An 18177-nucleotide genomic window follows, 5' to 3' on the forward strand; every position below is an offset into this window, starting at 1 on the left:
ATGTTGTTTCCTGTCTCAACTGGTTTCGGCATCCGTTACACGAAGGCCGACCTGGTCGATTGGTGATACTTGGTTAGTTAGATGCGTTCTCTGCTGAACGGAACGGGAATCCGAGTGCCTTCAACAGCGCACGGCCCTCTTCGTTGTTCTTTGCAGTGGTAACGATTGTGATGTCGAAACCACGAACGCGGTCAATCTTGTCCTGATCGATCTCGTGGAACATTGACTGCTCCGTGAGGCCGAACGTGTAGTTACCGTTGCCATCGAACTGCTTGTCCGAGAGGCCGCGGAAGTCGCGGATACGGGGAAGAGCAAGCGAGATCAGGCGGTCAAGGAACTCCCAAGCGCGGTCACCACGAAGGGTAACGTGTGCGCCAATGGGCTGTCCTTCACGAAGCTTGAACTGAGCGATCGACTTGCGTGCGCTAGTTACATACGGCTTCTGACCGGTGATCGCAGTGAGGTCCTTGACGGCCCCATCGATGATCTTTCCATCGCGAGCAGCTTCACCGACACCAGTGTTCACGACGACCTTAACGATCCCCGGAATCTGGTGCACGTTGGTGAATCCAAGATCCTTCTTGAGCTGCGCCGCAATTTCAGTGCGGTACTTCTGCTTAAGGCGCGGCTGGATTTTGCCAGCTGCAGGTGCAGTCGTCGTCATTAGTCTGCGTCCTTCTCGGTTGCCTTCTCGGCATCCTTCGTCGAAGCCTTGGGCTCAGCCTTAGCTGCCTTCGACTTCTTGGTCTCTACGCGGCGCGACTTCTTGAAGAAGCGCTCGCGTGTGGTCTTTCCACGGTCATCGGTGCCAACAGTGAAGCCAACACGAGCCGGGAGCTTGGTCTCGGGGTCAACGAGAGCAATGTTGGACACGTGAATCGGTGCCTCCATCGTCTCGATACCACCGGTCTTGGTGCCACGCTGAGTCTGACCAACCTTGACGTGCTTGGTGACGAAGTTGACACCCTCCACGACGACGCGGTCTTTTCCAGCGATTACACGGATAACGCGACCCTGCTTGCCGCGGCTTCCGCCACGTTCTTCGGTCGGGCCGCTGATGACCTGTACGAGGTCACCCTTGCGAATCTTTGCCATAACTACAGCACCTCCGGTGCGAGAGAGATGATCTTCATGAACTTCTTGTCACGAAGTTCACGGCCGACCGGTCCGAAGATACGAGTACCGCGGGGGTCTCCACCCTCAGACTTAAGGATTACGGCTGCGTTCTCATCAAACTTGATGTATGAACCGTCTGAACGACGAGTCTGCTTGATGACGCGAACGATGACGGCCTTGACGACCTCACCCTTCTTGACGTTTCCGCCAGGAATCGCGTCTTTTACGGTTGCCACAATGACATCGCCGAGACCGGCGTAACGACGGCCTGAGCCACCGAGAACGCGAATCGTGAGGAGCTCCTTGGCGCCGGTGTTATCGGCAACCTTTACTCGGGATTCCTGCTGAAGCATTACTTAGCCTTTTCGAGGATCTCGACCAGACGCCAGCGCTTCGTGGCGCTGAGCGGACGGGTCTCGCTGATTAGAACGGAGTCACCGACGCCGGCCACATTGGCCTCGTCGTGAACCTTCACCTTGGAGTTACGGCGGATGACCTTGCCGTACAACGGGTGCTTTACGCGGTCTTCAACGATGACAACGATGGTCTTGTCCATCTTGTCGCTCGTTACGATTCCGCGACGGGTCTTACGGTACCCACGAGCGACCTCGGCGGTCTCCGCGGTCTTCTTGTCTTCAACTTTGGCCATGACTACGCCTCCTTCGTCTCGTCAGTGGCGTCTGCTGCGGTTTCATCCGCTGCGACTGCCTTCTTGGTGCTGCGCTTCTTGGTCTCCTTGGCAGGAGCCTCGATAGCAGCAGGAGTTGCACGGATGCCCAGCTCGCGCTCACGGATAACCGTGTAGATGCGAGCGATGTCGCGCTTGACAGCGCGAATACGTCCGTGGCTTTCCAGTTGACCGGTTGCGGCCTGGAAACGAAGGTTGAAAAGTTCTTCCTTCGCCTTCTTCAGCTCGTCAATCAATCGTTCGTCTTCAAAAGTGTCTAGCTCGACTGGGGCTAGCTCCTTGGATCCGATCGCCATTATGCGTCGCCCTCCTCGCGCTTGATGATGCGTGCCTTGAGGGGCAGCTTGTGAATAGCACGAGTGAGTGCTTCGCGCGCAGTCGTCTCGTCCACGCCGCTGAGCTCAAAGAGCACGCGACCTGGCTTGACGTTGGCGACCCACCACTCGGGCGAACCCTTACCGGAACCCATGCGGGTTTCGGCGGGCTTTTTGGTGAGCGGGCGGTCGGGGTAGATGTTAATCCACACCTTTCCACCACGCTTGATGTGACGCGTCATAGCGATACGAGCTGCCTCAATTTGGCGGTTCGTTACGTATGCCGGCGTCAGAGCCTGAATTCCGTACTCGCCGAACGACACCGTGGTTCCACCGGTAGCGTGGCCGCTACGGGAGGGGTGGTGCTGCTTGCGGTACTTGACCTTACGCGGAATCAACATTGTTATGCCTCAACTCCTGCTGCAACCGGTGCGTCGGCCTTGGGGGCTTCTGCCTTGGGTGCTTCAGCTTTCGGTGCGGACGAAGGGCCACCGGTGCGACGACCGCCACGGTCGCCACCATCGCGACGCTCTGGACGCGACGACTTCTGGTTAGCCTGCTCGCGAGCGAGCTCCTTGTTGGTGATGTCGCCCTTGTAGACCCACACCTTGACACCGATACGACCGAACGTGGTCTTAGCCTCGTAGAAGCCGTAGTCGATGTTTGCGCGCAGCGTGTGCAGCGGAACGCGTCCTTCGCGGTAGTACTCTGAGCGGCTCATTTCTGCGCCACCCAAACGACCCGATACCTGGATGCGAACACCCTTGACCGAACCAACGCGCTGGGCGCCCTGAAGACCCTTGCGCATTGCACGACGGAAAGCGACACGAGCAGCGAGCTGCTCGGCGATTCCCTGTGCAACGAGCTGAGCTTCAGCCTCGGGGTTCTTGACCTCGAGGATGTTCAGCTGAATCTGCTTACCGGAGAGCTTTTCGAGCTCTCCACGAATACGCTCTGCCTCGGCGCCGCGGCGACCGATCACAATGCCCGGACGGGCAGTGTGAATGTCTACGCGAACGCGGTCACGGGTGCGCTCGATTTCAATGCGAGCAACACCTGCGCGGTCGAGGTTCGACTTGAGCAGATTGCGGATTTTTACATCCTCTGCAACGTAGTCGCTGTAACGCTGACCCGGCTTGGTGCTGTCAGAGAACCAACGCGACACGTGGTCGGTGGTGATTCCTAGACGGAAACCGTAGGGGTTTACCTTCTGTCCCATTACTTCTTCCCTGCCTTGTCGGCCTTGGCTTCAACGACGTGGTCTGGCGTGGCCAGAACAATCGTGATGTGGCTGGTGCGCTTCAAAATCTGGAACGCACGGCCCTGGGCACGCGGCTGGAAACGCTTCAACGTGGCTCCATCATCGACAAACGCCTTCGAGATGATCAGATCCTGCTCGTCCAAGTAGCTGTTTGCTGCATCTGCCTTGACTCGCGCGTTGGCGATTGCAGACGCAACAAGCTTGTACACCGGCTCGCTAGCACCCTGAGGTGCGAACTTCAAAATAGCCAATGCTTCCTGTGCTTGCTTGCCGCGGATCATGTTGACAACGCGACGAGCCTTCATAGGGGTCACGCGGATGTGACGCACACGTGCGATCGACTCCACCATTTCTCTACCTCCTACGCCACCGCGTTAGCGGCGACGACCCTTCTTGTCGTCCTTCACGTGTCCGCGGAAGGTACGTGTCGGCGAGAACTCGCCGAGCTTGTGACCAACCATGGTTTCCGTGATGAATACCGGAATGTGCTTGCGACCATCGTGAACCGCGATCGTGTGACCCAGCATTGCTGGAACGATCATTGAGCGGCGCGACCAGGTCTTGATTACGTTCTTGCTCTTGGCTTCGTTCGCCTTGACAACCTTTTGTAGGAGGTGATCGTCGACGAAGGGGCCCTTCTTCAGACTGCGTGGCATCTTCTGACTCTCCTACTACTTGCGCTTCTTGCCGACATTGCGGCGGCGAACGATGAGCTTGTCACTGGGCAGTTTGCGCTTACGAGTGCGCCCCTCTGCCTGGCCCCAAGGGGAAACGGGGTGACGTCCACCGGACGTCTTACCCTCACCACCACCGTGGGGGTGGTCGACGGGGTTCATGGCGACACCACGCACTGTTGGGCGGACACCCTTCCAGCGCATACGGCCGGCCTTACCCCAGTTGATGTTCGACTGCTCGGCATTGCCGACCTCGCCGATCGTTGCACGGCAACGAACGTCAACGTTGCGGATTTCTCCGGAAGGCAAACGCAGCTGCGCGTAGGGGCCTTCTTTTGCAACGAGTCGAACAGATGCACCAGCGGAGCGGGCCATCTTGGCGCCACCACCGGGGCGAAGCTCGATCATGTGAATGACCGTACCCACGGGGATGTTCTTCATCGGCAGGTTGTTGCCTGGCTTGATGTCAGCACCGGCACCCGACTCGATGATGTCGCCCTGCTTGAGCTTGTTAGGCGCAATGATGTAGCGCTTTGTGCCATCAACAAAGTGAAGCAGTGCGATACGTGCGGTGCGGTTGGGGTCGTACTCGATCTCGGCAACGCGGGCGTTTACGCCGTCTTTGTCGTTGCGCTTGAAGTCGATGACGCGGTACTGGCGCTTGTGGCCACCACCAACGTGACGGCTCGTGATGCGACCTGCGTTGTTGCGGCCACCAGTCTTCGGCAGAGGGCGCAGAAGCGACTTCTCTGGGGTCGAACGGGTGATCTCAGCAAAGTCTGCAACCGAGGATCCACGACGACCAGGCGTCGTGGGCTTGTACTTGCGAATAGCCATTAGTTTCTCCTTGGTCCCTAGCCGACAGCGGTGAAGATGTCGATGGAACCGGACTTGAGCGTGACGATGGCGCGCTTGGTGTCCTTGCGCTTGCCCATACCGAAACGGGTACGACGGGTCTTGCCCGTGCGGTTCAACGTGTTGACCGAATCGACCTTGACGCTGAAGATCTTCTCAATAGCGAGCTTGATCTCGGTCTTGTTCGCACGGGGGTCTACCTCGAAGGTGTACTTACCCATGTCGATCAGGTTGTAGCTCTTCTCGGAAACCACGGGAGCGATGATGATGTCGCGTGGGTCCTTGTACGTGACGGTCATGCGCTGACCTCTTCCTTGTTCGAAGACTTGGTGTTGAACGCAACGAACGCGTCGAAAGCGCCCTTGCTGAACACGATGTCGTCGCTGACGACGACGTCGTAGGCGTTGAGCTGGTCGTAGGACAAAACGTGAACCGAGTCGAGGTTACGAATGCTCTTGAGGCTGATCGCATCTTCGCGCTGAAGCACGACGAGAACGTTCTTGCTCGGAGCGATGCTCGTGAGCAGTGCCGAAACAGTCTTCGTCGAAGGCTTGTTGTCTACGGACAGAGCGTCGATGACGTGAATGCGCTCACCGCGAGCCCGGTCGGACAATGTGCCGCGAAGTGCTGCAGCAATCATCTTCTTGGGGGTGCGCTGTGAGTAATCACGCGGGTGTGGACCGTGAACGATTCCACCACCCTTCATCTGAGGAGCACGGATCGAGCCCTGACGAGCGCGACCGGTTCCCTTCTGCTTGAACGGCTTGCGACCTGAACCCGAAACTTCACCGCGACGCAGGGTGTTGTGCGTACCCTGACGTGCTGCTGCGCGCTGAGCGACAACAACTTGGTGGATCAGGGGAACGTTGGTCTGCACGTCGAAGATTTCGGCGGGAAGCTCAACAGAGTCGACCTTCTTGCCCTTGGCGTCGATGACGTCGATGGAGGTAGCCATGTGTACTACGCCCCCTTCACTGCGTTGCGGACGAAGACGATGCGACCGCGAGCTCCGGGAACGGCGCCCTTGATGAGCACGAGTCCCTTCTCAAGGTCGATCGCGTGGACGGCGAGGTTCATAACCGTTACACGGTCACCACCCATACGACCGGCCATGCGCATGCCCTTGAAGACACGGCTGGGGGTCGACGAGGCACCAATGGAACCAGGCTTGCGGTGGTTGCGGTGCGAACCGTGGCTCGCAGATACACCCTTGAAGTTGTGACGCTTCATAACACCGGCGAAACCCTTACCCTTGCTCGTGCCGACAACGTCGACCTTCGAGCCTGGGGTGAAGATGTCGACCGCGAGCTCCTGACCAACGGTGTACTCCGCGGCGTCAGGGGTGCGAATCTCGGTGATGTGACGGCGAGGCGTAACGCCAGCCTTGTCGAAGTGACCGGTGAGCGGCTTGTTGACCTTACGAGGGTCAATCTGGCCGTACGCGATCTGAACTGCACTGTATCCATCAACCTCGGGCGTACGCAGCTGCGTAACAACGTTCGGGGTGATTTCGACAACAGTCACGGGAACGAGCTTGTTGTTCTCGTCCCAAACCTGAGTCATACCGAGCTTCTTGCCCAGCAGACCCTTAGTCGTCTTAGTTATAGACATTATTTTCCTTATCGGCTCTGTCGCTCAATAACTGCGCGAGCTAAAGCTTGATCTCGATGTTGACGTCGGCCGGCAGGTCGAGACGCATAAGCGAATCCACAGCCTTGGGCGTCGGGTCGATGATGTCGATGAGCCGCTTGTGGGTGCGCTTCTCGAAGTGCTCGCGGCTGTCCTTGTACTTGTGGGGAGAACGGATGACCGCAATCACGTTCTTCTCGGTGGGCAGAGGCACTGGGCCTACTACCGTGGCACCCGCGCGGGTAACCGTGTCAACAATTTTGCGTGCCGACGAGTCGATGACCTCGTGGTCGTACGACTTAAGTCGAATGCGGATCTTTTGTCCCGCCATGACTGGCTCTCTTCCCTTAGTACTTTGGCTGCACTGCGTGCACCTGGGCTGTTCGACGCCGGATGTTGCCACCCGAAGACGCTCAGCACTTCTGCTTTCGCACCACTATTTATCTGTCAAGTTCTTGCTGTCGCTGCTCGTAGTACCAACTCGCGTAAATGCGAGGAGAATGTGCTGGCTAGCCGGCACACACTTTCCCCGCAAATCATCTTTCTCAAGACGATGTTCTCTTTCGAGAGGTTGTGGGGAGTTGGTTAAGCTTGGTTCTGCTCCCCGCGGCCTAGCTACTACACCTTGCATGACTCACGCTCTGCGTAAGGCACACCTTGTGGAACTATGCACTGCCTGGGAGTGATTCGCACACACGAGGTGGCGAAATGTTGAACTAGAAGAGTCTGTCACATCCGGGCATTTGCTGCAACCCGGGCGTGTCGGAATTGTGCACCTATTTAGTGAGGGCGCTTCACCAGCTCGTGCACGCCATCCACAAAGATGCTCGCGACCAGCGGAACACCGGGACGATAGGCCAAATGACGATAGTTCGGAGCATCCAGAATTTGAGCATTTGCGCGGGCACCCAACGCCAAATGCCCGACATCGTCGAGGCGCAAAGAACGGGCACCTCCCATCGTGGCCGCCGTAACCGCCTCGAGAGATGTCATCCCCATGTCTCGCACCGCGAGCGCTATACAGAACGGGATGGATGACGTGAAACTGGAACCCGGATTGCAATCACTGGCCAGAGCAACCGTCACTCCGGCGTCAAGGAGACGCCGCGCATCCACAAAGGGGTGCTTCGTTGAGAACTCCACCCCGGGCAGCACTCCAGCCACTGTGTTGCTGCCAGCGAGCGCATCAACATCAGCATCGCTGAGATACGTGCAGTGGTCGACACTTGCCGCCCCCAACTCAACGGCAAGCTGCACAGCGCCGGACTCACCAAGCTGTGCGCCATGAAGTCGTGCACCAAGCCCACGCGCCTGCCCAGCGCCGATGATGGTGCGCGTCTCTTCTTCAGTGAAGGCCCCGTTGTCACAGAACACGTCGATCCAACGTGAATACGGCGCACAAGCATTGAGCATCTCCCCAACGACCAGCCGCACGTAAGCGGCACGATCATCAGCAAACTCCGTAGGCACAACGTGAGCTCCCAAGAACGTTGTCTCCGACGTGAGCGTAGAGGCGAGACGCAACATCCGCGCCTCATCGTGCACGCTCAAACCATAACCACTCTTGATCTCTGCCGTCGTTGTCCCCTGACGGCGCATCTCTGCAACCAACTTCGCCGCATTCGCGAGAAGCTCGGCGTCACTGGCGTCACGGGAAAGTGCAACAGTGCGACGAATCCCGCCAGCCTCATACCGGCGCCCCGCCATCCGCGCCTCAAACTCGTCCGAACGATCCCCGGCAAACATCAAGTGACTATGACTATCGACGAAACCAGGCAGCACGCACCCGCCCCCGGCATCGACCCGGACATCCGCAGTTGGTGCCGCTGCAGACGCACCCCACCACGCAACGCGACCATTCTCAAAAACGATCGCAGCATCGGTCAACTCTGGCCGCTCAACGTCATGAGTCAGCAGAACGCCAATGTTGTCAATCACTGTGCTGCGCGGTGCAGCGTTAGGGAGCGGGATGCCGGTGGTCGCGGTCATCGCAACGCAACGCCCGAAATCGCCTCAAGAACACAGAGCGCGACCAAACGCACCGTTCGTTCATCTGCCGAGTCGGAAGCGGCATCCACTTCAACGAGGTCAATCGATGAGACCGCAGAGTGAGCGCCCACGATTCGAGCCGCAGCGCGCAACTCAATCGCCGAAATACCCCCAGGAACCGATGCTGGGCACGCCGGAGCTACAGCGCGATCGCAGACATCCACATCAAAGTCGACATGGATCGGGCCACCACCGGCCCCAGCAATTTCTAGCGCCTGAGCCATGACATCTTCCATAGACCGCACCCGCAGTTCATCACGCGTGATTACCGTAATACCGGCATCGCGAGCACGCTCGGCATACGCGAGCGAGTTCGCCAAAGGCTCGATGCCGATTTGAACAACACGACGCCCATCAAGGCCAGCCTCCAGCAAACGCCGCACAGGAGAACCATTGGTGGTGCCATCGCGCAAATCATAGTGAGCGTCAAGAGTGATGAGACCAGCAGTATCAACAGCATCACCCCACCGCCCCAGCGCCGTCGGCACAGTCGTCGCATTGTCGCCCCCCAACGCGATTACGAAGTCTGCCCGCAACGCCGCGACCGCATCGATCGCCCCCTGCTCGTTGAGATCCGGCTCGCGCACATTACCCACATCCACGATGCGGAGCTCAGTCAGCGCTGCATAGCGACACAACAGTTCACGCACCGCAGCAGGAGTCGTATGCGCCTGCGTCGGCGAGAGTGACGTGCGCGACGTCGGCATACCAATGAGCGCGACATCCGCCCACTCTTCATCAACCGGCGAAGGCCAGCCCCCCGCACGCGGCCAGAGCGGATCAGAGTTGAGCATTGTCACCTTCCGTCATCGGGATGCGCACGCCAAGATTGTCAGCGACAGCAATGGCTTCATCGTAGCCAGCATCGACGTGACGGATAACGCCCATTCCCGGATCGTTCGTCAGCACTCTTTCGAGTTTCTGTGCTGCGAGTTCTGTCCCGTCAGCAACCGTCACCTGGCCAGCGTGAATCGATCGACCAATACCGACTCCACCTCCGTGATGGATCGACACCCACGTGGCACCAGACGAGGTGTTAACAAGCGCGTTCAATAACGGCCAGTCGGCAATCGCATCCGAGCCGTCCTTCATAGCTTCCGTCTCGCGATACGGCGACGCGACCGAACCACTATCGAGGTGGTCACGCCCGATAGCGAGAGGCGCCGCCAATTCACCAGAAGACACCATCTCGTTAAACAGAAGTCCCGCCTTGTCTCGCTCGCCATAACCCAACCAGCAGATACGCGCAGGGAGTCCCTGGAATTTCACCCTCTCCCCCGCCAGCTTGATCCAGCGAGCCAACGATTCGTTTTCCGGGAAGAGCTTGAGAATCGCCTGATCCGTCTTGTGGATGTCACTGGCTTCGCCACTGAGCGCCGCCCAACGGAACGGGCCCTTGCCCTCAGCGAAGAGGGGACGAATATAGGCAGGCACAAAACCTGGAAAGGCAAACGCGTTCGCGTAACCCGCCGCGAGCGCTTCAGTGCGGAGATTGTTGCCGTAGTCGAACACTTCGGCTCCTTGCTGCTGGAAGCCGACCATTCCCTCGACATGGATGGCCATTGACTCCCGCGAGCGCTGCGCGAAGCCCGGATCACGGCGAGCATCCTCCCAGTCAGTGAAATCGACGCCGAGCGGAAGATAGGCGAGTGGGTCGTGAGCGCTCGTCTGGTCGGTCACGATATCGATGGGCGCACCCATGGCAAGGAGCTCGGGCACCGCCGCCGCCGCATTCGCGAGAACACCGATCGACAACGGTTTCTTGGCATCGCGGGCAGCAACCGCCAGCTCCACCGCGTGAGCGAGTGACTTCGCCTCCACATCGAGGTATCCATGATCAATGCGACGCGTGATGCGGCTCTGATCAACATCGATACAGATAGCAACACCATCGTTCATGGTTACCGCGAGGGGCTGAGCGCCACCCATGCCTCCGAGGCCAGCAGTGAGAGTAATCGTGCCAGCCAAAGTTCCACCGAATCGTTTCGCCGCGACCGCCGAGAACGTTTCATAAGTTCCCTGCAGGATGCCTTGCGTGCCGATGTAGATCCAAGACCCCGCCGTCATCTGGCCGTACATTGTGAGCCCCAACTGCTCAAGGCGGCGGAACTCATCCCAGTTCGCCCAATCGCCAACCAGATTCGAGTTAGCGAGAAGAACTCGAGGCGCCCACTCATGCGTCTGCATGACGCCAACCGGCTTTCCCGACTGAACGAGCAGAGTCTCATCGCCTTTGAGGGTCGTGAGCGAACGAATGATGGCGTGATAGCTTGGCCAGTCGCGCGCCGCCTTACCGGTGCCCCCATACACAACGAGATCTTCAGGATGCTCGGCAACCTCAGGATCGAGATTGTTCTGCAGCATGCGCAATGCGCCCTCCTGCTGCCAACCCAAAGTATTGAGAGTGCTTCCACGGTGTGCGGTAATCATGACTGCTCCTAATGACGGTCGAGGCTAGTGAAGCGTGGTGACGGATCTGGCGGCTTCCAGCAGCGCGCCGGACTGAACAAGCTCAACGCTCGCGGCGATATCCGGCGCCAAATACCGGTCTGGCCCAGCACCGGGAACGTGCTCGCGAATCGCAGCAATCACTGACGCCGAAACTGGCGATGGTGTCTCTCCCCGCATCTCAATTCCGCGGGCGGCGGTGAGGAGCTCGATGGCAATGACTCGCGAGAGACCGTCAATGCTTCGGCGCAACTTGAGACCAGCACTCCAGCCCATCGACACGTGATCTTCCTGCATCGCACTCGTCGGAATCGAATCGACGGATGCCGGTGCCGCCAGCCTCTTCAACTCACTCACGATTCCCGCCTGGGTGTACTGCGCAATCATGTGGCCGGAATCAACACCGGGGTCGCCAGCGAGGAAGGCGTTGAGTCCGCCATTACGGTTGCTGTCGAGAAAGCGGTCGGTGCGACGTTCGCTCATGCTCGCGACATCCGCGGTCACGATCGCAAGAAAATCGAGGGCGTAGCCGACAGGGGCGCCATGGAAGTTTCCGTTGGACTCCAGTCGCCCATCGAGCGTGACCACAGGGTTGTCTATTGCGCTTGCTAGTTCACGATTCGCGACGACCGTGGTGTGCTCGACGGTGTCGCGGGCTGCACCGTGAACTTGGGGTGCGCACCGCAGCGAATACGCATCTTGCACTCTCGTGAAGCCGGTGCTGGCGTGCGCTGCAATAGTTCCGGAACCTGCGAGCACGGAACGCATGTTGGCTGCGGACAGAGCTTGGCCCGGGTGTGGTCGCAGTTGTTGAAGATCCTCGGCAAACACGCGATCGGTGCCAGCAAGCCCCTCAACGCTGAGTGCTGCAGCAAGGTCGGCGGTCGTCAGCAAAGCCTGCAGGTCCGTGATCGCGAGAGAGAGCATCCCGAGCATCCCATCGGTGCCGTTGATGAGCGCAAGCCCCTCTTTCTCGTGCAAGACAACTGGCTCAATGCCTGCGGCGCGCAACGCTGCCGATGCCGGCAGCAGTTCGCCAGCAACCCGCACGTCTCCTTCGCCCATGGCAGCCAGCGCACAGTGCGCGAGCGGCGCAAGGTCCCCGGAACAACCGAGACTGCCGTACTCCCCCACAATTGGCGTGATGCCGGCATTGAGTATCGCAGCATAGGTTTCGGCCACCACTGGTCGGACTCCTGTGCGGCCGGTCGCCATCGTCGAGAGGCGCAGCAGCATTGTTCCGCGCACGACCTCGGCGTCAATTTCTGCACCGGAGCTTGCTGCATGACTGCGAACGAGTGATCTCTGCAACTGCAGGCGCTGCTCTGGCGCGATGTGTTTTGTCGCAAGAGCCCCAAAACCTGTCGAGACACCGTAATGGGGTCTCACGTCGTCAGCCAGCGCGTCAATCACAGCGCGGGATGCAGTAATCGCCTCGTAGGCAGCGGGATCTAGCTGCACGGGTGCCCCGTGTCTGGCCACCGCAACAACATCCTCGATGCTCAAAGGTCCTACGCCGATGGTGATGGCCATGTCTGGGTCAAGAATCATGCTCCCAGTGAACGCCTATCGACCATCCACCGCGAGAGCAAAACGCGATATGGTGTCTGAGATCTCAGACAGGAGCGTTGTGCCCGAAATCCCTGCAGCCCGAAACACCATGGCCGTACTGAAATACCTCGCATCCCGACCGGGCCCCGTCCAGGCATCGAGCCTCGCGCGCGAACTAGAGCTGCCCCGCTCATCCGTGTATCAATTGCTCGCCGTCATGATCGGCGAAGGCTTCGTCGTGCACTATCCCGAGGATCGCACCTACGGTCTCAGCGCCCTCGTCTCCGACATAGGCACTTCGGCATTGCGCAGCGAACGCCTGTCGCGTTTGGCCACCGCACTCATGCAGAGCCTCGCAAACCAAGCGCCGATCCCCGTCGTCGCCCACCTCGCCGTTCTCAGCGGCGCCGAAGTTAGCTATGCGGCTCGAGTGCAGGGCGCGCGCGCACCGACGACCGTATCTGCCGTAGGGGTACGACTCCCAGCGCACCTCACCGCAACCGGTCGCGCAATGCTCGCCCAACTCACGTCATCTCAGGTGCGCGCAATTTACCCTTCACGCGCGTCGCTGACACGACGCCAAGCTGTGGGGCCCCAAACTCTGGCTGAGCTCAGCCAACTGCTAACGACAACTCGCGAACGCGGCTGGGCAGTAGAAATCGGTGACGTTACTGTCGACTATGCATCCGTCGGTGCCGCAGCCTTTGACCGAAACGGCTACCCCTCAGCAGCCATTGGACTCACTTTCAGAGCGGATGCCGTCGACGAGCACTGGGACGAACTCGGTGCCGCAACCGTGGCAACTGCGCGCGCACTCACCGCCCGACTTACGGGCCGAATTGGCTAATCGACGGCACTAGTCACTCGTTAAACGACTGAGGGCCGAGCCTTTCGGCTCGACCCTCAGTCGTAATTAGTGCTGGAGTTACGCCAGAACCTTGGTTACCTTACCGGCACCTACGGTACGTCCACCCTCACGGATGGCGAAGCCGAGGCCCTCTTCCATGGCGATGGGCTGAATAAGCTCAACGGTCATGTCAGTGGTGTCGCCAGGCATAACCATCTCGGTGCCCTCAGGCAACGTGATGACGCCGGTGACGTCGGTGGTGCGGAAGTAGAACTGTGGGCGGTAGTTCGCGTAGAACGGGTTGTGACGCCCACCCTCATCCTTTGACAGGATGTATGCGGTTCCCTCGAAGTTCGTGTGAGGTGTAACGGAACCAGGCTTAACAACAACCTGTCCACGCTCTACATCTTCACGCTTGGTTCCACGAAGAAGCAGACCACAGTTCTCGCCAGCCCATGCTTCGTCGAGCTGCTTGTGGAACATCTCGATACCAGTGACCGTGGTCTTCTGGGTCGGACGGATTCCAACAATCTCAACGTCAGAGTTGATCGACAGCGTTCCACGCTCGGCGCGGCCCGTAACAACGGTTCCACGACCAGTGATCGTGAAGACGTCCTCAACCGGCATCAAGAACGGCTTGTCCTTGTCGCGGATGGGGTCAGGAACGTTCTCGTCAACAGCGTCCATGAGGTCGAGGATGGACTGGGTCCACTTCTCGTCACCCTCAAGTGCCTTGAGGCCCGATACGCGAACAACAGGAGCGTTGTCGCCATCGAATCCCTGACTGGAGAGGAGTTCACGAACCTCGAGCTCAACGAGCTCAAGGATCTCTTCGTCATCAACCATGTCGGACTTGTTGAGTGCGACCATCAGGTACGGCACGCCGACCTGCTTGGCGAGCAGTACGTGCTCGCGAGTCTGAGCCATCGGTCCGTCGGTCGCTGCAACCACGAGGATTGCACCGTCCATCTGAGCTGCACCGGTGATCATGTTCTTGATGTAGTCAGCGTGGCCCGGAGCGTCTACGTGTGCGTAGTGGCGCTTGGTGGTCTCGTACTCAACGTGCGAGATGTTGATCGTGATGCCGCGCTGACGCTCTTCCGGAGCCGAGTCAATCGACGAGAAGTCACGCTGAACGTTGGTCGCCGAAGGGAACTTGTCTGCAAGTACCTTCGAGATCGCTGCGGTGAGCGTGGTCTTTCCGTGGTCGACGTGACCGATGGTTCCGATGTTTACGTGCGGCTTGGTCCGCTCGAACTTGGCCTTAGCCACTGTGGGTCCTCCTCAGGACTCGGTTGCTCTGCACTCGACGACTTTTCACTGCCGAATGTTTCGCAAGTTGGTGTGTATCTATGTTAGTTGCGCGCTGGTAGTGCGGCGATTACTCGCCCTTGTTCTTTTGAATAATCTCGTCAGCTACCGCACGGGGAACCTCAGAGTAACTGTCGAACGTCATCGAGTACACCGCGCGACCCGAGGTCTTCGACCTCAAGTCACCGACGTAACCGAACATTTCCGACAGCGGTACGTGGGCGCGAACAACCTTTACGCCGGTCGCGTCCTCCATGGACTGGATCTGTCCGCGGCGACTGTTTAGGTCACCGATGACGTCTCCCATGTACTCCTCGGGAGTACGAACCTCGACCGCCATGAGCGGCTCGAGGAGAACTGGGTCAGCCTTGCGCGCTGCCTCTTTGAATGCCATGGTTCCCGCGATCTTGAACGCCATTTCTGACGAGTCAACATCGTGAGCAGCACCATCGAGGATGATTCCCTTGACGCCGACCATCGGGAATCCTGCGAGGACTCCGACACCCATTGACGCCTGGAAGCCCTGATCGATCGATCCGATGTATTCACGAGGAATACGGCCACCGGTGACCTTGTTCACGAATTCGTAAACGGTGTCGCCGGAAACTTCCATCGGCTCGAGCGAAATCTGGACCTTTGCGAACTGACCCGATCCACCCGTCTGCTTCTTGTGGGTGTAGTCGTGCTTGTCCACAATGCGACGGATCGTTTCGCGGTACGCAACCTGCGGCTTACCAACGTTGGCTTCAACGTTGAATTCGCGCTTCATGCGGTCTACGAGGATGTCGAGGTGAAGTTCACCCATTCCCTTGATAACCGTCTGGCCAGTTTCCTGGTTCTGTTCGGTACGGAACGTGGGGTCTTCTTCAGCAAGCTTCTGAATGGCGAGACCAAGCTTTTCTTGGTCAGCCTTCGTCTTCGGCTCGATCGCAACCTCAATAACGGGCTCCGGGAACGTCATCGACTCAAGAACAACTTGGTCGTTCAGGTCACACAGGGTGTCACCGGTGGTCGTGTCCTTGAGGCCGATAACGGCGTAGATGTGTCCAGCGGTAACGCTGTCGACAGGGATTTCCTTGTTGGCAGCCATCTGGAAGATCTTCCCGATGCGCTCCTTCTTTCCCTTGGTGGAGTTAGCAACAGCTCCACCAGAGTCAAGGTGTCCCGAGTACACGCGAATGTACGTGAGGCGACCGAAGAAGGGGTGCACTGCAACCTTGAAGGCCAGAGCCGAGAACGGCTCCGAGGAGTCAGGCTTGCGGATGACGATCTTGTCTTCATCGCGGGGGTCGCGTGCTTCCATGGGAGGCACGTCAACCGGCGAAGGAAGGTAGTCGATAACGGCGTCAAGCATGGGCTGAACGCCACGGTTCTTGAATGCAGAACCACAGAGAACGGGGTAGATCTCGCTGTTGACTGTCAGCTTGCGAATCGCAGCCTTGATCTCAGGAACAGTGATCTCTTCGCCGGCGAAGTAGCGCTCCATGATGGCGTCATCAGTCTCAGCAACAACCTCGAGGAGAGCGGTGCGGTATTCCGCAGCCTTCTCCTTGAGGTCTTCTGGGATCTCTTCGATGGCGTACTTTGAGCCCATCTCGACGTCACCCTTGGAGTCTCCACGCCACGTCAGTGCGCGCATTTCAACGAGGTCAACAACACCCTCGAACGCAGATTCGAGTCCGATAGGGAGCTGAAGAACGAGGGGGCGAGCGCCGAGGCGCTTCACGATGGTGTCTACGGTGTAGTAGAAGTCCGCGCCCATCTTGTCCATCTTGTTGACGAAGCAGATGCGGGGAACGTCGTACTTGTCGGCCTGGCGCCAAACAGTCTCCGACTGCGGTTCTACACCCTCTTTACCGTCGAACACGGCAACGGCACCGTCGAGAACGCGGAGCGAACGCTCCACCTCAACCGTGAAGTCAACGTGGCCGGGGGTGTCGATGATGTTGATCTGGTTCTTGTTCCAGAAACAGGTAACAGCAGCAGACGTGATCGTGATGCCACGCTCTTGCTCCTGCTCCATCCAGTCAGTAGTCGACGCACCATCGTGAGTTTCACCAATTTTGTGGTTTACACCCGTGTAGTAAAGGATGCGCTCAGTCGTTGTGGTCTTGCCAGCATCGATGTGAGCCATGATGCCAATGTTGCGGACCTTAGTCAGGTCGGTGAGCACGTCCTGTGCCACAGGTTCCTCCGAAAGTTTGATTGAAAAGAAAGAAACTCAATAGTGAAGCGAGTCAGACAAAGCCTGACTCGCTTCACTACGAGCAGCTACTACCAGCGGTAGTGAGCGAATGCCTTGTTCGATTCGGCCATCTTGTGGGTGTCTTCACGACGCTTTACAGCGGCGCCAAGTCCATTCGATGCGTCCAGAATTTCATTGGTGAGACGCTCAGTCATCGTCTTTTCACGACGACCCTTTGCGTAGCTCGTGAGCCAACGCAATGCAAGAGTGTTTGCACGGTGCGACTTGACCTCAACAGGAACCTGGTAGGTCGAGCCACCGACACGACGCGACTTGACCTCAAGGGTCGGACGCACGTTATCGAGTGCCTTCTTGAGCGTGACAACGGCGTCTTGGCCGGTCTTCTCTGTAACGCCTGCGAGTGCGCCGTAAACGATGCGCTCTGCGAGGCCCTTCTTGCCATCAAGAAGGATCTTGTTGACAAGCTGGCTGACAATGGGGGCGCCGTAAACCGGATCCGCGACTACGGGACGCTTTGGTGCTGGTCCTTTACGAGGCATTACTTCTTATCCTTCTTCGCGCCGTAGAGGCTACGAGCCTGCTTACGGTTCTTAACGGCTTGGGTGTCGAGCGCTCCGCGAACGATCTTGTAGCGAACACCGGGGAGGTCCTTTACACGACCACCACGGATGAGCACCATCGAGTGCTCTTGAAGGTTGTGACCTTCTCCGGGAATGTACGCGGTGACCTCGGTGCCGTTGGAAAGCTTGACACGAGCAACCTTGCGGAGAGCCGAGTTCGGCTTCTTCGGGGTTGTTGTGTAGACACGCGTGCAAACGCCGCGCTGCTGCGGGTTGGACTTAAGGGCGGGAGCCTTGGTCTTAACGACCTTCGGCGAGCGTCCCTTACGCACCAACTGCTGAATGGTGGGCACTAAATTACTCCTTGATTTTGCTGCACGGTGACAGCGTCATGATGGTTAGCATTCGAAGCTCCTCTCAGAACTTCGAGTTCATCTGGACCCACGCCCCAGCCGAACTGATCGGATGGTTTGCGAATATGCCGTGGGGGTCAGCCAGAAGACTGAACCCTATGGTGTGAAGTGACTCACGCATGAACCCCGCAATAGCGGTTTGGGCCGATGGCACGGTTCAAGCGCACGACAAAGCGCACACCTCAGAAAGAATAGCCCCCCGGACCGGCCGGGGTCAAATGGTCACAGCGCGCACGCAGCAAGCAAAACTTCCTG

22 protein-coding genes and 1 pseudogene are annotated in these 18177 nt (G+C 58.6%); 1 reads left to right on the forward strand and 22 read right to left on the reverse strand.

Going from position 1 to position 18177, the window contains the following annotated elements; all coding sequences use genetic code 11:
- Positions 1–73: 73 nt before the first annotated feature.
- The 18 genes and pseudogenes from rplE to hutH all read right to left on the reverse strand — a co-directional run bounded on the left by rplE (position 74) and on the right by hutH (position 12585).
- Positions 74–664 (reverse strand): 50S ribosomal protein L5, encoded by a 591-nt coding sequence (gene rplE, locus AC1ENN_RS11845; RefSeq protein WP_449647439.1) that lies wholly within the window; start codon positions 662–664, stop codon positions 74–76.
- A gap of 95 nt (positions 665–759) precedes the next feature.
- A pseudogene (gene rplX, locus AC1ENN_RS11850) lies at positions 760–1095 on the reverse strand (50S ribosomal protein L24); the annotation flags it as partial.
- Between the two features lie 2 nt (positions 1096–1097).
- Positions 1098–1469 (reverse strand): 50S ribosomal protein L14, encoded by a 372-nt coding sequence (gene rplN / locus AC1ENN_RS11855; protein WP_449647440.1) that lies wholly within the window; start codon positions 1467–1469, stop codon positions 1098–1100.
- On the reverse strand, positions 1469–1765 hold the full coding sequence (gene rpsQ / locus AC1ENN_RS11860; RefSeq protein WP_449647441.1) for a 30S ribosomal protein S17: 297 nt from the start codon (positions 1763–1765) through the stop codon (positions 1469–1471). The genes rplN and rpsQ overlap by 1 nt, the downstream gene beginning before the upstream one ends.
- A gap of 2 nt (positions 1766–1767) precedes the next feature.
- On the reverse strand, positions 1768–2100 hold the full coding sequence (rpmC, locus tag AC1ENN_RS11865; protein WP_449647442.1) for a 50S ribosomal protein L29: 333 nt from the start codon (positions 2098–2100) through the stop codon (positions 1768–1770).
- Complete coding sequence (gene rplP, locus AC1ENN_RS11870; protein WP_009773124.1) at positions 2100–2519, reverse strand: 50S ribosomal protein L16; 420 nt, start codon at positions 2517–2519, stop codon at positions 2100–2102. Before rplP ends, rpmC begins: the two co-directional genes overlap by 1 nt.
- Positions 2520–2521: 2 nt before the next feature.
- Positions 2522–3337: a 30S ribosomal protein S3 gene (gene rpsC / locus AC1ENN_RS11875; RefSeq protein WP_197106458.1), complete on the reverse strand. Its 816-nt coding sequence runs from the start codon at positions 3335–3337 to the stop codon at positions 2522–2524.
- The gene (gene rplV / locus AC1ENN_RS11880; RefSeq protein ID WP_449647443.1) at positions 3337–3729 is read right to left on the reverse strand and encodes a 50S ribosomal protein L22; all 393 of its coding nucleotides are present in this window, start codon (positions 3727–3729) and stop codon (positions 3337–3339) included. Before rplV ends, rpsC begins: the two co-directional genes overlap by 1 nt.
- A gap of 24 nt (positions 3730–3753) precedes the next feature.
- The gene (gene rpsS, locus AC1ENN_RS11885; protein ID WP_009773127.1) at positions 3754–4035 is read right to left on the reverse strand and encodes a 30S ribosomal protein S19; all 282 of its coding nucleotides are present in this window, start codon (positions 4033–4035) and stop codon (positions 3754–3756) included.
- A 15-nt stretch (positions 4036–4050) separates the two neighbouring features.
- Entirely contained in the window at positions 4051–4890 is an 840-nt protein-coding gene (rplB, locus tag AC1ENN_RS11890) for a 50S ribosomal protein L2 (RefSeq protein WP_449647444.1), read from the reverse strand.
- A gap of 17 nt (positions 4891–4907) precedes the next feature.
- A complete protein-coding gene (gene rplW / locus AC1ENN_RS11895) occupies positions 4908–5207 on the reverse strand; it encodes a 50S ribosomal protein L23 (RefSeq protein WP_010203832.1) in 300 nt (99 codons plus the stop codon).
- Entirely contained in the window at positions 5204–5863 is a 660-nt protein-coding gene (gene rplD / locus AC1ENN_RS11900) for a 50S ribosomal protein L4 (protein ID WP_449647445.1), read from the reverse strand. The genes rplW and rplD overlap by 4 nt, the downstream gene beginning before the upstream one ends.
- Before the next feature lie 5 nt (positions 5864–5868).
- Entirely contained in the window at positions 5869–6519 is a 651-nt protein-coding gene (rplC, locus tag AC1ENN_RS11905) for a 50S ribosomal protein L3 (RefSeq protein ID WP_343922599.1), read from the reverse strand.
- A gap of 40 nt (positions 6520–6559) precedes the next feature.
- Entirely contained in the window at positions 6560–6868 is a 309-nt protein-coding gene (rpsJ, locus tag AC1ENN_RS11910; RefSeq protein ID WP_009773132.1) for a 30S ribosomal protein S10, read from the reverse strand.
- A gap of 449 nt (positions 6869–7317) precedes the next feature.
- Entirely contained in the window at positions 7318–8526 is a 1209-nt protein-coding gene (gene hutI, locus AC1ENN_RS11915; protein WP_449647446.1) for an imidazolonepropionase, read from the reverse strand.
- On the reverse strand, positions 8523–9380 hold the full coding sequence (locus tag AC1ENN_RS11920; protein ID WP_480406108.1) for an agmatinase family protein: 858 nt from the start codon (positions 9378–9380) through the stop codon (positions 8523–8525). Before AC1ENN_RS11920 ends, hutI begins: the two co-directional genes overlap by 4 nt.
- Positions 9367–11016, reverse strand: coding sequence for a urocanate hydratase (gene hutU, locus AC1ENN_RS11925; protein WP_449647448.1), 1650 nt, complete (start codon positions 11014–11016; stop codon positions 9367–9369). Before hutU ends, AC1ENN_RS11920 begins: the two co-directional genes overlap by 14 nt.
- 24 nt (positions 11017–11040) lie before the next feature.
- Complete coding sequence (hutH, locus tag AC1ENN_RS11930; protein ID WP_480406109.1) at positions 11041–12585, reverse strand: histidine ammonia-lyase; 1545 nt, start codon at positions 12583–12585, stop codon at positions 11041–11043.
- 79 nt (positions 12586–12664) lie between these two features.
- Between hutH and AC1ENN_RS11935 the strand changes: the two genes are divergently transcribed.
- The gene (locus AC1ENN_RS11935; protein ID WP_480406110.1) at positions 12665–13432 is read left to right on the forward strand and encodes an IclR family transcriptional regulator; all 768 of its coding nucleotides are present in this window, start codon (positions 12665–12667) and stop codon (positions 13430–13432) included.
- 78 nt (positions 13433–13510) lie between these two features.
- On the opposite strand, the gene tuf is transcribed toward AC1ENN_RS11935, so the two are convergent.
- From tuf to rpsL, 4 genes are all read right to left on the reverse strand, one after another.
- Positions 13511–14704, reverse strand: a complete 1194-nt coding sequence (tuf, locus tag AC1ENN_RS11940; RefSeq protein WP_449647451.1) for an elongation factor Tu — start codon at positions 14702–14704, stop codon at positions 13511–13513.
- A gap of 109 nt (positions 14705–14813) precedes the next feature.
- Entirely contained in the window at positions 14814–16928 is a 2115-nt protein-coding gene (gene fusA / locus AC1ENN_RS11945) for an elongation factor G (RefSeq protein ID WP_449647452.1), read from the reverse strand.
- Positions 16929–17017: 89 nt separating this feature from the next.
- Complete coding sequence (rpsG, locus tag AC1ENN_RS11950) at positions 17018–17488, reverse strand: 30S ribosomal protein S7 (RefSeq protein ID WP_010203848.1); 471 nt, start codon at positions 17486–17488, stop codon at positions 17018–17020.
- Entirely contained in the window at positions 17488–17862 is a 375-nt protein-coding gene (gene rpsL, locus AC1ENN_RS11955) for a 30S ribosomal protein S12 (protein ID WP_097060154.1), read from the reverse strand. Before rpsL ends, rpsG begins: the two co-directional genes overlap by 1 nt.
- Between the last annotated feature and the right edge of the window lie 315 nt (positions 17863–18177).

Source organism: Rhodoglobus sp. G.S.23 (assembly GCF_056675935.1).

What these genes read in the sequence shown, in the direction of transcription:
- rplE (WP_449647439.1), bottom strand. Translation starts at nt 664, where the DNA reads ATGACGACGACTGCACCTGCAGCTGGCAAAATCCAGCCGCGCCTTAAG.
- rplN (WP_449647440.1), bottom strand. Translation starts at nt 1,469, where the DNA reads ATGCTTCAGCAGGAATCCCGAGTAAAGGTTGCCGATAACACCGGCGCC.
- rpsQ (WP_449647441.1), bottom strand. Translation starts at nt 1,765, where the DNA reads ATGGCCAAAGTTGAAGACAAGAAGACCGCGGAGACCGCCGAGGTCGCT.
- rpmC (WP_449647442.1), bottom strand. Translation starts at nt 2,100, where the DNA reads ATGGCGATCGGATCCAAGGAGCTAGCCCCAGTCGAGCTAGACACTTTT.
- rplP (WP_009773124.1), bottom strand. Translation starts at nt 2,519, where the DNA reads ATGTTGATTCCGCGTAAGGTCAAGTACCGCAAGCAGCACCACCCCTCC.
- rpsC (WP_197106458.1), bottom strand. Translation starts at nt 3,337, where the DNA reads ATGGGACAGAAGGTAAACCCCTACGGTTTCCGTCTAGGAATCACCACC.
- rplV (WP_449647443.1), bottom strand. Translation starts at nt 3,729, where the DNA reads ATGGTGGAGTCGATCGCACGTGTGCGTCACATCCGCGTGACCCCTATG.
- rpsS (WP_009773127.1), bottom strand. Translation starts at nt 4,035, where the DNA reads ATGCCACGCAGTCTGAAGAAGGGCCCCTTCGTCGACGATCACCTCCTA.
- rplB (WP_449647444.1), bottom strand. Translation starts at nt 4,890, where the DNA reads ATGGCTATTCGCAAGTACAAGCCCACGACGCCTGGTCGTCGTGGATCC.
- rplW (WP_010203832.1), bottom strand. Translation starts at nt 5,207, where the DNA reads ATGACCGTCACGTACAAGGACCCACGCGACATCATCATCGCTCCCGTG.
- rplD (WP_449647445.1), bottom strand. Translation starts at nt 5,863, where the DNA reads ATGGCTACCTCCATCGACGTCATCGACGCCAAGGGCAAGAAGGTCGAC.
- rplC (WP_343922599.1), bottom strand. Translation starts at nt 6,519, where the DNA reads ATGTCTATAACTAAGACGACTAAGGGTCTGCTGGGCAAGAAGCTCGGT.
- rpsJ (WP_009773132.1), bottom strand. Translation starts at nt 6,868, where the DNA reads ATGGCGGGACAAAAGATCCGCATTCGACTTAAGTCGTACGACCACGAG.
- hutI (WP_449647446.1), bottom strand. Translation starts at nt 8,526, where the DNA reads ATGACCGCGACCACCGGCATCCCGCTCCCTAACGCTGCACCGCGCAGC.
- AC1ENN_RS11920 (WP_480406108.1), bottom strand. Translation starts at nt 9,380, where the DNA reads ATGCTCAACTCTGATCCGCTCTGGCCGCGTGCGGGGGGCTGGCCTTCG.
- hutU (WP_449647448.1), bottom strand. Translation starts at nt 11,016, where the DNA reads ATGATTACCGCACACCGTGGAAGCACTCTCAATACTTTGGGTTGGCAG.
- hutH (WP_480406109.1), bottom strand. Translation starts at nt 12,585, where the DNA reads ATGATTCTTGACCCAGACATGGCCATCACCATCGGCGTAGGACCTTTG.
- rpsG (WP_010203848.1), bottom strand. Translation starts at nt 17,488, where the DNA reads ATGCCTCGTAAAGGACCAGCACCAAAGCGTCCCGTAGTCGCGGATCCG.